The 13,022-nt window shown below is 64.0% G+C and carries 12 protein-coding genes; 7 read left to right on the plus strand and 5 right to left on the minus strand.

Translation table 11 applies throughout. The features are described from left to right. Both MJD61_06005 and MJD61_06010 read right to left on the minus strand, forming a co-directional pair. Window positions 1–515 (minus strand): insulinase family protein (locus MJD61_06005; protein MCG8554829.1); only part of this gene is annotated, 515 nt, incomplete at its 3' end. A gap of 83 nt (window positions 516–598) precedes the next feature. Then, window positions 599–2,041, minus strand: coding sequence for an insulinase family protein (locus tag MJD61_06010; protein ID MCG8554830.1), 1,443 nt, complete (start codon window positions 2,039–2,041; stop codon window positions 599–601). 164 nt (window positions 2,042–2,205) lie between these two features. Here MJD61_06010 and MJD61_06015 point away from each other — a divergent pair, with 164 nt between their 5' ends. The 3 genes from MJD61_06015 (at window position 2,206) to MJD61_06025 (ending at window position 5,280) form a co-directional block, all read left to right on the plus strand. Beyond that, on the plus strand, window positions 2,206–3,510 hold the full coding sequence (locus MJD61_06015; GenBank protein MCG8554831.1) for a competence/damage-inducible protein A: 1,305 nt from the start codon (window positions 2,206–2,208) through the stop codon (window positions 3,508–3,510). 10 nt (window positions 3,511–3,520) lie between these two features. Further along, entirely contained in the window at window positions 3,521–4,624 is a 1,104-nt protein-coding gene (gene recA / locus MJD61_06020) for a recombinase RecA (protein ID MCG8554832.1), read from the plus strand. A 155-nt stretch (window positions 4,625–4,779) separates the two neighbouring features. Beyond that, entirely contained in the window at window positions 4,780–5,280 is a 501-nt protein-coding gene (locus tag MJD61_06025; GenBank protein ID MCG8554833.1) for a CarD family transcriptional regulator, read from the plus strand. A gap of 307 nt (window positions 5,281–5,587) precedes the next feature. Here MJD61_06025 and tsaB read toward each other — a convergent pair whose 3' ends face one another. Continuing rightward, window positions 5,588–6,280, minus strand: a complete 693-nt coding sequence (gene tsaB / locus MJD61_06030; GenBank protein MCG8554834.1) for a tRNA (adenosine(37)-N6)-threonylcarbamoyltransferase complex dimerization subunit type 1 TsaB — start codon at window positions 6,278–6,280, stop codon at window positions 5,588–5,590. 132 nt (window positions 6,281–6,412) lie between these two features. Here tsaB and MJD61_06035 point away from each other — a divergent pair, with 132 nt between their 5' ends. Genes MJD61_06035 through MJD61_06045 form a run of 3 tightly spaced genes read left to right on the plus strand, consistent with a single transcriptional unit; the run spans window position 6,413 to window position 9,246 of the window. After that, the gene (locus MJD61_06035; protein MCG8554835.1) at window positions 6,413–6,997 is read left to right on the plus strand and encodes a tRNA 2-methylthio-N6-isopentenyl adenosine(37) hydroxylase MiaE; all 585 of its coding nucleotides are present in this window, start codon (window positions 6,413–6,415) and stop codon (window positions 6,995–6,997) included. Further along, entirely contained in the window at window positions 6,994–7,728 is a 735-nt protein-coding gene (lepB, locus tag MJD61_06040) for a signal peptidase I (protein ID MCG8554836.1), read from the plus strand. The genes MJD61_06035 and lepB overlap by 4 nt, the downstream gene beginning before the upstream one ends. 15 nt (window positions 7,729–7,743) lie before the next feature. Beyond that, window positions 7,744–9,246 carry a B12-binding domain-containing radical SAM protein gene (locus MJD61_06045; protein MCG8554837.1) on the plus strand — a complete coding sequence of 501 codons (1,503 nt, stop codon included), beginning with the start codon at window positions 7,744–7,746 and terminating at the stop codon, window positions 9,244–9,246. A gap of 181 nt (window positions 9,247–9,427) precedes the next feature. On the opposite strand, the gene MJD61_06050 is transcribed toward MJD61_06045, so the two are convergent. Both MJD61_06050 and MJD61_06055 read right to left on the minus strand, forming a co-directional pair. Further along, complete coding sequence (locus MJD61_06050; GenBank protein ID MCG8554838.1) at window positions 9,428–11,359, minus strand: chloride channel protein; 1,932 nt, start codon at window positions 11,357–11,359, stop codon at window positions 9,428–9,430. Between the two features lie 2 nt (window positions 11,360–11,361). Beyond that, window positions 11,362–12,315: a hypothetical protein gene (locus tag MJD61_06055; protein ID MCG8554839.1), complete on the minus strand. Its 954-nt coding sequence runs from the start codon at window positions 12,313–12,315 to the stop codon at window positions 11,362–11,364. A gap of 406 nt (window positions 12,316–12,721) precedes the next feature. On the opposite strand from MJD61_06055, the gene MJD61_06060 reads away from it, so the two are divergent. Next, the gene (locus tag MJD61_06060) at window positions 12,722–12,892 is read left to right on the plus strand and encodes a hypothetical protein (protein MCG8554840.1); all 171 of its coding nucleotides are present in this window, start codon (window positions 12,722–12,724) and stop codon (window positions 12,890–12,892) included. Window positions 12,893–13,022: the final 130 nt, after the last annotated feature.

Raw genomic sequence — 13,022 nt, forward strand, 5'->3', positions numbered from 1 at the left:
AGTTGCAGGCGCTCGAGCTCACGCCTCCGCAGTCGCTCGAGCTGGAGTTGGCCAAAGGCCGGCCTTTGGGCGATCTCCGATACCATCGACAAGGTTCTGGGCAAGTACTCCGAAAGCGCGCGCATGCTGATGTAGACGCTTTCCTGATCGCTGCCGACACCGAGCTCCGCTCCCCACGACTCGAACTCCGCGGCCAATCGAGCCCCGCTGCGTGTCCGAGTGCCTTCGCGAAGCATCGAAGCAACCAGTCGTGCCAAGCCGGGCATCCCTGACGGATCGGCGGCGCTGCCGCCACGCACTACGAGCCTTACTTCTACCAACGGCAGGCGTCGCAACTCCACAACGTTGACTTCCAGTCCGTTGTTCGTGGTCGCGCGCACGACGGGCGGAAAACGAACCTCGCGCGGCGCGGCCGGCCCCGGCGGGGAAGGATGACGTGGCCTGTCGGAAGCCCTGGGTGCAAGCTGTGCCGGCTGTTCGAGCACCATCCTCTGCGGCGCGACCGGGCGTTTCACTAGCGGCGCCAGCCGAGGGGGCGGGCCACAGCCCCAAGCAGCAGCCCATAGAAGCAGCAGCCACGCCCTAGGACCTGGCTGGCTCATCGTGCACACCCGCCAGGAAGGACATCAAGCACGCTGCGGTTTTCCGCAGCTAGGTACGTGGCCGCAACGCGCTTGACATCGTCGAGGTCGACGGCGAGGTAACGCTCCAGCTCTCGGCCAACCTCCCGGGCGTCACCCGCGTACAGCTCGTACTCGGCAAGACGCTTGCTGCGCGATAAATTCGACTCCATCGAGTACACGAGAGCCGCGCGGATGCGGTTCTTGGCCTTTCGAAGCTCGCGTCGGGTCACGCCCAGGCGGCTCACCTTGCGGAGCTGCACAAAGATGAGCTCGCGGACGTCGGCTGGACTGACACCCTCGGCGCAGACGCCCCAAAACGACAACAGATCGGGCCCCCGCCGCTTGTCGGTCTTCACCCGAATCTCCCGCAGCAGCTCCCGCCTTCGCACCAGCAGCTGATGCAGTCGCGAGGACCGACCCCCACCGAGCACGCTCGCCAGCAGTTCGAGAGGGTAGTGATCGTTGGAGCGCGAGGGGGGAATGCGATAGGCGATGTGAAACGCCGCCAGGGCGGCATGGGGATCGCACATGCGCGCGGCGCGCTGCCCGTTCTGGGTGACAGGTGGCGCCGGTTCCAGCGAGCGACCGGGCCGCGCCTGGATCTTGCCAAAGTAACGGTGAACCAATTCGATGGTCGCGGCCACGTCGAAGTCACCGCAGATGCTGAGGACTGCATGGTTGGGTGCGTAGTGGCTGCCAAAGAACTCGAGGACGTGTGCCAGGCCGGCCTGCTCGAGATCGCGCGGGTCTCCGATGGTGGCATGCGCGTACGGAAAGTAGTCTCCATACGCGAGCTCGTTGATCTTGAGCATCGAGCGCAGGTACGGTCGCGCCTCGTAGCTCCGGCGGCGTTCCTCCATGACCGCCTGACGCTGGTCTTCCAGATTCTCCTGAGTGATGGTTAGCGAACGCATCCGATCGGCCTCGAGCCACAGGGCCAGCTCGAGCTCGTTGCTGGGGAGCACCTGGAAGTAATCCGTGCGATCATGGCTGGTTGTCGCGTTGACCGTACCGCCTCGGCCAATCACCAAAGCGATGTGCTCGCCCCTGGCTACGTTATCCGAGCCCTGGAACATCATGTGCTCCAACAGGTGGGCAAAACCGGAACGTCCCTTCACCTCATCACGCGAACCCACGTCGTAGTAGACCGCGACGGCTACGGTCCCAGAGCCTGGATTTGGCCCAAGGACCAGCCTCAGACCGTTGTCGAGTTGTCGCCGCACGATGGGCAGCCGCGCCAGAGCTGAAACGGGCGGCGCAGCCTCGGTGTTGGGGTGGCCCGGCCCGATAGCGGCGGATCGCTGCTCGGCCGACGCCGGCGCGACGCCGGTGGCCAGCACGCTCGCGGCGACGGTCGCCAGCACACCACGGACAGCCTGCAGCCGGACCCGCCCGTTTGCCGCAGCAATTAGGAACATGCGTTTTACGGCCCCAGCCCAACCGGGAGGCTGTCTCTTTGGCGTCGGGTCAACATTGCATTGCCAGGTTACTCTCAGGTCTGACTCGGACATGCAAGCTGTATGAGCGCAGTACCTAGGAACGCCTTGACACGCGCAAAAACTGGACATACGCTCAGGTTTCCGTGAGCGCAGTGGTCATGTCCATCGGCACCGAGATCACGCAGGGCGAGTTGCTCAACAGCAACGCGCACTGGCTGGCGGAGCAGTTGACTTCGTTGGGTTTCGAGGTCGTCGAGATGTCGACGGTCGCTGACGACCGGCGCCGTATAGCATTGGCGCTGAAGCGCTTCTCTGGAGATCCGACGGTGTTGCTTTGCACCGGAGGTCTCGGACCAACGAGCGACGACTTGACGGCGGAGGCGGTGGCGCGCGCACTCGAGATCGACCTGATTCGTAGTCCCGAAGCGTTGGCACAGATTCGCAAACGCTACGAGGGTCGCCAGATGCCGCGGTCGAACCTCAAGCAAGCGGATCTGCCACAAGGTGCCACGCCCCTGGCCAACCGCGTCGGCACCGCACCCGGGTTTGCCGTCTCGCTGGGATCGACTCAAGCGTTCTTTCTCCCGGGCGTACCGGCCGAGATGAAGAGCTTGTTCGAAACCGAAGTCCGGCCACGCATCGCCGCACTCGCTCGTCCAGATAGGGTCAAGCTGCACCTGCGCGCCTACGGAATGGCAGAATCAGCCATGGCCGACCAGTTGGCGGAGCTCGAACGTGACCTAGGTGAGAACATCACGCTTGGATACCGCGCACAGTTTCCGGAAATCGAAATCAAGGTGCTGGCGCGCGCCGGCGCTCGCAGCGTTGCTCATGAGCTGGCGAGCAACGCCGCGGAAAGGATCCGGGCGCGCCTGGGCGAGGTCGTGTACGGGCGGCGTGACGACACGTTTTCCGGTCACGTGGGTGAGCTCTTGCGTCGTAGCAAGCTGACGCTCGCGGTTGCCGAATCGTGCACGGGCGGACTCGTGGGTGCGCTCCTGACGGACGTTCCAGGCAGCTCGGCATACTTCCTGGCCGGCAGTGTGTGCTACAGCAACGAAGCCAAGACACGATTGTTGGGCGTGCCAGCGCAACTCATCGCGCGGCATGGCGCGGTCAGCGCACCCGTGGTCGAGGCGATGGCCGCGGGCTGCCGTGATCGCATTGGAGCGGACATCGGAGTCTCCATCACGGGCATTGCGGGGCCAGGCGGAGGCGACCCGGACAAGCCTGCGGGCAGCGTCTGGTTTGGACTCGCGGGCCCCGGCGGCTTCATCCACTCAGCGTGCCGCAGGTTTTACGGCAACCGAGGACGGGTCCGGAAGGCGGCTGCGTACCATGCGCTCAGCCTGGTGGCCAAGGCCGTGCGGACCCGCGGGAGCACCGACCACGAGAGCGGCGGCTTGGACGCAGATCGCTCGGCACCCAACAGGGTGCGAACGGAGTAGGAGAAAGAACATGAGCTCGGATCGCGACAAGGCCCTGGAACTAGCTGTCACCGCCATCGAAAGGCAGTACGGCAAGGGCGCGATCATGCGCCTTGGAGATAGCGACATCACCCAGGATATTCCGGTGATTCCCACTGGAGCACCCTCCCTGGACCTATGTCTGGGGATCGGGGGTTACCCGCGCGGACGTATCATCGAGATCTACGGACCGGAATCGAGCGGCAAGACGACCTTGACACTGCATGCGATTCACGAGTGCCAGAAGCGTGGCGGCGTCACGGCCTTTATCGACGCGGAACACGCGCTCGATGTGGCTTACGCCCGCAAGCTCGGGGTCAACACCGAGGAGCTCCTGGTAGCTCAGCCTGACTACGGAGAGCAAGCGCTCGAGATCGCCGATACCTTGGTTCGCTCTGGTGGTGTCGATCTCATCGTCGTGGATTCGGTCGCTGCACTGGTTCCAAAGGCAGAGATCGAAGGAGAGATGGGTGACAGCCATATGGGGCTGCAAGCTCGATTGATGAGCCAAGCGCTGCGAAAGCTGACCGGAACCATTCATCGCTCGAACACGACACTGTTCTTTATCAATCAGATCCGAATGAAGATCGGTGTGATGTTTGGATCTCCGGAAACGACCACTGGTGGTAATGCGCTCAAGTTCTATTCGAGTGTTCGGCTGGATATTCGTCGCGTGGGTGCGATCAAGAAGGCCGACCAGGTCGTGGGCAACCGCACGCGTGTCAAGGTTGTCAAGAACAAGCTGGCACCCCCGTTTCGCGACTGCGAATTCGACATCTTGTTTGGAAAGGGGATCAGCCGCAGCGGCGATGTTCTCGACCTGGCGGTAGAGGCGCGGCTAGTCGAAAAGAGCGGCGCCTGGTATAGTTACCGCAATGATCGTATCGGCCAGGGGCGTGATAACGTACGGGCTTATCTTGAAGAGCGTCCAGAGCTCATCGCAGAGCTGCAAAGACGAGTCTTCGAAAAACGCGGCCTCGTGCGTGGGAAGCCGGAAGCCAGGGAGGCCACAAAAGCTCAGGGAGAAAATTCCAAGACCGCTAAGACGGTCAAGAGAAAACCCGATGGCGCGGTGCGGGGCCATCCGCGAGCCTAGGTTTGCCGCTAGCGTTCAACAGTGCTATTTTGGTAGAGTGCGGGGGTCCGCCGCAGGATCGCGGATCCCAGGTTCAACCTCGAATGATGCTCGCTCCGTAGGGTCCAAAACCAGGTCGGAGCAACATGGCGTCTCTGACAAGCCGCTTCGTAGATATGAATAAACTTGAACTAAAGATAGGTGACAAAGCCGTCTATCCAGCGCACGGCGTGGCCCAGGTCATAGCGATCGAGACACGCGAGGTCGCCGGACAGCACAAGGACTTCTACATACTGAGAATCGTCGGCTCGGGCTTCAAGCTGATGGTCCCTACGGACGGCGCCAAGCGAGCTGGGCTCCGTGGACTCATGTCCAAGCAAGCCGTGCGCAGGCTCTTGACGCTGCTGAGGCAGCCGGTGGACATTCCCGTTGGGCTGCCTTGGGCCAAACGTGCGCGCGAGTACAACGAGATGATCGGTAGCGGGGAGCTAGCCAATGTGGCGCGGATCGTCCGGGAGCTGCATCAGCGGGCACACGAACGGGAGCTTTCGTACAGCGAGCGGAAAGTGCTCGAGCATGCGCGCGCGCTGATTGTATCAGAAATCGCCGTCGCCCGAGAGTGCAGCGAGGAGCGCGCGTGCCAGCAGATAGACACGGCGCTGGCAGCTAACTTGTAGTCGAAGCAGCGCTATTTCTCTACGCTGCGCTCCGTGGCTGTGCCGTGGACCGTGCCGGTCCACTGCGCAGCGCAGGAAATCTCGGGTAGTTTCGGGCCAGAATGGATGCCAGAGCCCGCGCGCCCGCAGAAAAATCCGCAGGAATAGCAGCGCTATTTCTCTGCGCTGCGCTTCGTGGCTGTGCATTTACCCCTGCACCTCCGTGGACTCTGTCCACTGCGCAGCGCAGGGCTACATGCACAGAGCGAGGACTTTTTCGAGATTTTTTCGAGGACGTGAGCGGCTATGGCGCCATTGTGGCCCGAAACTAGCCCGGCTTGCGGGCATCGCTGGGACGCACATAGCAGGGTTGCAGCGCGGCCAGATCGCTGGCTCCGTGCCTGAGTAGCTGCTGCTGCGCCTCGACGGCCAAGGTCTCGGCATCCACCACATCGTGAAATGGCGAAACCAGCTGCGCACGATCCCCCAACAACGCGAGCAGCGACTCGGCATAACGGCGCGCACCGCTTCCGCACAGAAGCAGGGGCGAACCAGCCAGGGAAAGAAGCAGCTGTCCGGCCTCCAAGGGGTCCGCGCACCTGGGCGCCAAGCGCTCGAGCAACTGACCGTCGGCGTGACGCGCGTAGGCTGCAACGTACACCTGCGATTTGTGGGCGTCGACCATCGCGACCGCGACGCGATGCTGCCCCGCCAGCGGCGCGGCCAAGACCTGTAACGACGAGACCCCCGCCAGCGGCAGACCGGCAGCCAGGCAAAGCCCCTTGGCCGTGGCCAGTCCCACCCGCAAGCCCGTGAACGTGCCGGGGCCCGTCCCAACCGCCACAAGCTCGACGCGACTTAGCTCGAAGCCCGACAGCGTCAACACGCTCTGACACTGCTGCAGCAGCGCCGCGTCGTGCCCCGTTTCCCGGCGCACCCTGAAGCTTGCGCGCGCCCGGCTCCCTTCCACCAAGGCTACCGAAGCCGTGGTCCCAGAGGTATCAAATGCGAGAGTGCGCATTGGAATCGGCTAGGCTCATCCGGCAGGAGCGTCAACCCGAGACACTCTCATCGCGTGGCACAGCGCGAGCCAGGTGCGGCTTGACCAATTGGGTGCAGACCAATACAAGCGTTGCCGCGGAGGATTGAGGCCGTGCTGGGCTTACTGCAGGCAACCGACCCGCGCTGGGCCCGGATAGCGGAACAGGACCTGGATCTCCTGCTCTCGGATCACGCACACTGTGAGCTCAAGGCCGCCCACAGCGCGCTGAGCTTGGTTGCCCGTTACGGAGGCGAGGCCCCAGAGCTGGTTGAGCCGTTGCTCGCCTTGGCTCGGGAGGAAACCCGGCACTTTCACGAGGTACATGTTCGGCTCGGCACGCGTGGCCAGACCTTGGGGAAGCCGAGCTCGGATGGCTATGTCCGCAGTCTGCATGCTATGACCAAAATGGAACATCCCGAGGTGCCCGCCCTGCTCGACCGACTACTGGTAGCCGCACTTGTGGAGGGGCGTTCGTGTGAGCGATTCAAGCTGCTTTCGAAGCACCTGGCTGACGCACAGCTGCGCAGGTTCTACCGCGAGCTCATGGCCGCCGAGGCCCGCCATTTCCGCCTCTTCATCGGATTGACCGAAGGCCGCTTTGGACGCGAGACGACCCGGAAGCGACTTGCCACCTTGATCGAGCGAGAGGCGATATTGGCCCAGACGCTCCCGCTGGCCCCTCGGATCCACGGATGAGCAAGCACAGGTTCCGGAACGAGGCCGCTCGCGGCGCCACGCAGGACCTGGCGCCCACGGCCGCCCACATGGAGGACAGCCGTTGGTCTCGGATTGCAGCCAACGTGAAGACCATCGCGGGAGCCGTGCTGTTGGCGCTCGCCATTCGCACGATGCTCTTCGAGGCCTTCGAGATCGAAGGCCCCTCGATGGAGCCCACACTGCTCAACGGCGATCGCGTCGTCGTCGCGAAGTACGTCTACGGCCTGTTCCTGCCGCTGCGCGAAGAGGCGGAGGTCACCTGGGGCGCACCCGATCTTGGAGACGTGGTCATCATCAAGAGCCCCGCAGACGGTGTCGACATCGTCAAACGCGTCATCGGACTACCCGGCGACGTCATCGAGATGCGCGACGAAGTGGTTCACCGCAACGGCAAACCGATAGAAACCCGCGAGCTTGGCAGCTGCAAAGTGGGACGCGGCGCACTGCAAGCGCATTGCCGTTGGCGCGACAACGAATTGAACGGCCGGCACTTCACAACCAGCAGCGCTGGCCACATCTTCGACTCCACCCGCATGACGGTGCCCCGAGAGCACGTGTTCGTGCTGGGAGATCATCGAGACAGCTCGAACGACAGCCGCGCCATCGGTCCGATTCCCGTGAACCGCATCAAGGGCAAAGCGCTCGCCATCTACTGGTCGTCCGGAGACGACGGCCTGCGCACCGCGCGTATGTTCAACAGCGTGCGCTGAGATCGCCCCGGACCGATGAGCCGTTTCGATCAGCTACGACGCACTCGTCTAAGAGCGGAGAAAGGCACCATCGTCCGGGACGCACCCACGCGGGTGGCGCTGGTCTACCCGAGCCCCTACCACGTGGGCATGTCGTCGCTGGGCTTTCAGTCGATCTACCGCGAGCTCAACGGCCGCAGCCAAACCGTGGCCGAACGCGCGTTTCTGCCTGACCGACAGGCCGCTGCAGGGGCAGGCGAGGCGCTGCGCACCTACGAATCGGCCCGGCCGGTGTCGGACTTTGCCATTGTCGCGATCTCGGTCGCCTACGAGCTGGAGCTGGCCGGTGTGGCTCAAGTGCTCGAGTTGTCGGGAATTCCCCCGTTGGCACGCGACCGGAAGCCTCATCACGGTTTTGTGTTGTGTGGCGGCCCGCTGACGTTCTCGAATCCCCTGCCGCTAACGCCTTTCGCTGACGCCATCTTGCTCGGCGAAGCCGACGAGGCGATACACCAGGCGATCGATATTCTGGAGCAGTGCCCCGACCGGAATCGAGCCGGTCGCTTGCTCGCGCAGCATATCCCCTCCTGCCACGTACCAGCCCTTCACGGCGACCAGCTGCCCGTGATGGGTCGCTGCGACGACGCCTGCCTGCCGGCACACGCCCAGGTGCGCACCCCGCACACCGAGCTCAGCGACATGTTCCTGATCGAAGCGGAACGCGGGTGCTCCCGAGGCTGCACCTACTGCGTGATGCGTCGATCCACGAACGGGGGCATGCGATTGGTGTCCAAGGACCGGATCCTCGCGACGATCCCCGCGGATGCCCCGCGAGTGGGCCTCGTGGGCGCTGCCGTGAGCGATCACCCGCAGATCGTCAGCATCGTCGAGACGCTCGCTGCACAGGGACGCGAGGTGGGCTTATCTTCACTGCGCCCGGATCGTCTGAGTGAGCAGCTCGCGCGGGCCCTGCGCAAGGCAGGCTACCGAACGCTCACGACCGCCGCAGACGGCGCCAGCCAAAGGCTGCGCAACGGGATAGCGCGCCGTGCTCGCGAGTCGCATCTAACGAGAGCCGCCGAGCTTGCCCGGGCCCACCGCTTCGAGCGTCTCAAGCTCTACATGATGCTCGGGCTGCCGGGTGAGAAGCTGCTGGACATCGACGAGCTCATCACCTTTGCACGCGATCTGGCCGCCGTTCACCCGCTCGTGCTAGGCATCGCGCCCTTCGTCTCCAAACGCAACACGCCGCTCGATGGCCAGCCCTTCGCTGGCATCCGCACACTGGACGAGCACCTCGGGAGACTCAAACGCGGGCTGCAGGGCCGAGTCGAGATCCGTTCGACGAGCACGCGTTGGGCTTGGATCGAGTATGTGCTAGCCCAAGGTGGCGCGGCCGAGGGGGAAGCCGTCCTGAAAGCCCTGCACGCCGGCGGCAGCTTCCGGCACTACAAGTTGGCCTTCGAAGACCTTCCACGACGGCCAAGCTTGCGGGTAGTGGCAGGAAACGGGTGCGAAACGACGGCACCGGCTTTCTAGTCTCGAGTTGGGCGGTTTTTGTGAGCGAAATCGCCGCGAAATCTGGCGGCTCAAGGCGCAACGACCAGGAATGCTGGTGGCATTTTGAGGAGGAGCAACGCCGAAATGCCGGTTTTCCCGGGGATTGCAGCCGCGAAAACCGCCAAACTCGAGTCTAGTACCTCGCCACAGGAGTCCTGAGCTACAACCCGCTCGGTCCGACCGGTTCCTCGGGGTTGTTGGCCCAGCGCCGATCTTCGGCGGCGGACTTCATGCGGCTGACGAGGGCGCTCTCGTAGGCCCGCGTGATGGCCGCCTGAGTCACTACGCCGGCCTCGCGTCGCCCTCCGCCGGAGGTGTCGATAACGGGGAGCACGTGCATGCCGGTGACCAGGAAGGCGTGCAGGACATGGTGCAGGTCGTCGTCCAGCGTAACCTGATCCCGATCCCTGGTTCGGTGCATCACGTCCGCCGCGAGCAAGAGCCCATCGAGCCCCTCCTCGGTGATGGCACCTTGAAGGGTGTCGAGCGAAATGAAACCCGCCACACCGCCGTCATCGCCTGCGACGATCACACCTGGGTGTTGTGCTTCCGACATGGCGTGCATGACCGTGTGCAGCGAATCACCCGGACGCACCGCCATGAGCTGTTCACCGTCGCTATAGACGTCCCGGACTCGAAGAGCCTCGAGGATGTCCACGAAACCTTCGTCTCGATGAGCGGGAGAGTGCGCGCGCCCAGGAACCTGCTTGGGAAAGATAGCGATCCGCCGGCACAGCACGAAGGTGATGCCTTCCGCCAACATCAGCGGCACCAGCAGATCGTAGCTACCCGCCATCTCGCAGGACATGATCAGCGAGCTGATGGGGACATGCGCCGCCCCCCCGAACATCGCTGCCATGCCCACCAGCGCGAAGGCGCCCGGCTGCGGCACCAGGGTGGGCGCCAGCGCGTGGAACAGGTAGCCGAAGCCGCCGCCGGCCAGACCGCCTATCACCAGCGAGGGACCGAACTCGCCCCCGGATCCTCCCGAGCCGATGGTAAACGACGTCGCGAGTATCTTGGCTCCGGCAAGACCCCAGAGCAGCCAGTAGCCCCGCTCCCCCAACCAGTCGGCTCCATCGATCGCCCCCTGCAGCCAGCCGTAACCGGTTCCCAATGCCTGGGGGACCAAGAGACCCAGCAGGCCGACCAGCGCACCACCGAACGCAGGCCTGGCCCACATCGGTACGAGCCGAAGGCGCGCAAAGACCTGCCTCTGCATGAACCCCTTGAACGTCACAAAAGCCAACGCATAGATGGACAGGCCGATCGCCATGACGGCGAACAGAGGCAGCGCCGCTGGCAGAAAGACATAGGCAGCGTCGGTCGAAAAGAGGTGGCCTTGGCCAAACACCGCGGTGAATATCGAGTAACCCGTAACCGACGCCAAAATGCACGGGACGATGGCGTCGCTCTCGAAGTCGTCACGATACAGCACCTCTACCGCATACAGGGCCGCGCCAAGGGGCGTGCGAAAGATGGCACCTGTTCCCGCAGCCGCACCCGCGACAACCAAGATCCTGCGCTCCTGCTCGTTGAGCTTCATGAACCGCGACACGAGCGATCCGATGCCCGCACAGGTCTGCATCACTGGACCCTCGCGCCCTGCCGAGCCACCGGTGGAAATGGTGACGAGCGACGCCAGGGCCTTGAGCGGTGGCACCCTCGCGCGGATCAGTCCTTTCTTGTTGTGAACCGCGTCGATATAGGCGTCCCCACCCGGGCCCCGCGCCTCGGGCGCGAAGCTCTCGACGAGCCAGCCGCACACGAGCCCGCCCAGACACGGCAGCAACGCGACCAACCACCAACGCGTGGGGCCCGACTGCGTATGCGCGGGTGTGACATCCAGCTCACCGCCCGGTCGCGGCGCGCTGAAGCGGGCGAGCTCGCCGGTAACAAGCCACTCGGCCCACTCGAGAGCATAGAAAAACAGGCACGCGACACTGCCCGCCATGGCGCCAACGATGAGCGAATGAAGCAGCACACGCCAAAGACGCCTGAGATCGAGCGAGCGCCACGGCCACAGCAACTGACCTGGATTGCGCAGCAAGCTGCCCAGCGTCGCGAGGGGCGCGCGTTCCCGGGGGCTCATCGTCATGGTGAGGCGTGACCGCGCGAAGTCGGCGCCGGCGTGCCGGCCGGCGCAGTCGGGGCCAGCGCGGGAGCCAGAACCAGCTCGACGTTGCGTTCCTCCCCCCTCGCCAGCACCAGACTCAGCTCCGCCTCCCGAAACAAGGGGTGCCAGGCGTGCACGAGCAGCTTCACGTCGCGGGGCACGTCGTCGATCCGAAAGCGGCCGTCTTGGTCAGTAACCGCATGAAGCGGATGGTACATCACCACGACCTCGGCCCTGCCACAGCCTGTCGCGAACCCGCATGCCACCATGTTGACACCGCCGCGCTCGAGCACGATCTCCCTTTGCTGCCCTTTCAGCAGAGTCTGGAAGAAAGCATCACCGGTCCACTTCGGCAGGAAGGGATGGTTCGTTTCGTTGCGAATAACCAGCTTGTCACCGATCATTGCTGCGATCAGGGATGGCGTGAGCCGGCAGTCGCGAATCACCAACAAGTGAGATCGTGGCGCGCGGGCTTGCTTTTTCCCGAAATCGCTCAGCGCGACCAGCACGCCGGAGAGCCCTCGGTCCGCCACGAGCTTGACCGGTTGGCGGTCTCCCCGCTTGGGAGGCGAGCACAATTGGGGCTGCGGCGTACCCTGTTGCTCGGATGAGACCGGCGTCAAGGAAGGGAGCTCGGCCCCAGGTGAGAGACGCACGATGCCCTTGATAGCCGCCGGCCCAACCGGCGAGGGTTCAGGCAGCGCCGGTGAGGCCGGTGTGCTCGCGGGCTCGGTCTGCGCTGACCCGAGCCCGTTGGTGTGCGCCGGCGCTGACGCGGGTTTCGTGTCGCTGCCGATCTTGGGTCCGCCCCGGCAACCCACCGACGCCCCGGTGCAGAGCACCACCAGCACGCACATGGCTGCAGGGACCCATCGCAACCCCTGCGCCGCGCCGCCCAAAACCAAGCGATGGCAGCGTCCGAAACCGCGCACGGGTTGCCTGCACAAAACCTGCGTAGGTTGCTTCTGGAAAGGGCCCTCGCGCATAAGGCTGAGGACCGTTATCTAGACGTCCAGCCGCTCGGCTTCAAGCGCTCGTGCCCCCAATCATCAAGTCATAACTCATCAAGTCATAACTCACCGATTCTAGGCTCGCGCCGTGGACCAGTGAAAAGGCCTTTCCAGGTGTCCTTACACCAAGGCGCGGGCCGGAAACCTTCATACCGCTGCTTCCTTCGAGATTCGAGCGAGGCCGGTCACTGGCGGGCTCGCCGCTTGAGGATTTTTGCGAGGGCGTAGGCCCCGGCGTTGATTCTATCTAGCCTGAAACTACCCGGGCTTGTTGCTACATGCCGGTGCAGAAGTAGGGGAGGGGGTCGCGGCCGTAGAGCAGGACGGCTTGGATGAGGTCAGGAAGGTACCCGGCTACCACGACGAGCCCCTCAAGGGCGACAGACAAGGCCAGAGATCGATCCGCCCGAGCCGAGCCTACCGCGCCATCTACGAAATCCAGGAAGACGACACCGTGGAGTTCGCCTCGGTCGAGGAAGTCAGCAAACACGACTATTAGGAGGTTGAGTTCTCCCATGCATGACCCCAAGGAGCTCACCGGCGAGGAGTTTGGCCGAGCTCTGACAAGCACGCAGCGTAGGAGAATCATGGCCGGCAAGCTCCAGCCCGGCGATGTGGCCGCATTGCGA

It is taken from the genome of Pseudomonadota bacterium, from assembly GCA_022361155.1.
GTDB lineage: Bacteria > Myxococcota_A > Polyangia > Polyangiales > JAKSBK01 > JAKSBK01.

Excerpts from the sequence above, each read along its gene's own strand:
- tsaB (MCG8554834.1), bottom strand. The coding sequence starts at position 6,280 with ATGCGCACTCTCGCATTTGATACCTCTGGGACCACGGCTTCGGTAGCC.
- MJD61_06050 (MCG8554838.1), bottom strand. The coding sequence starts at position 11,359 with ATGAGCCCCCGGGAACGCGCGCCCCTCGCGACGCTGGGCAGCTTGCTG.
- MJD61_06010 (MCG8554830.1), bottom strand. The coding sequence starts at position 2,041 with ATGTTCCTAATTGCTGCGGCAAACGGGCGGGTCCGGCTGCAGGCTGTC.
- MJD61_06025 (MCG8554833.1), top strand. The coding sequence starts at position 4,780 with ATGAATAAACTTGAACTAAAGATAGGTGACAAAGCCGTCTATCCAGCG.
- MJD61_06045 (MCG8554837.1), top strand. The coding sequence starts at position 7,744 with ATGAGCCGTTTCGATCAGCTACGACGCACTCGTCTAAGAGCGGAGAAA.
- lepB (MCG8554836.1), top strand. The coding sequence starts at position 6,994 with ATGAGCAAGCACAGGTTCCGGAACGAGGCCGCTCGCGGCGCCACGCAG.
- recA (MCG8554832.1), top strand. The coding sequence starts at position 3,521 with ATGAGCTCGGATCGCGACAAGGCCCTGGAACTAGCTGTCACCGCCATC.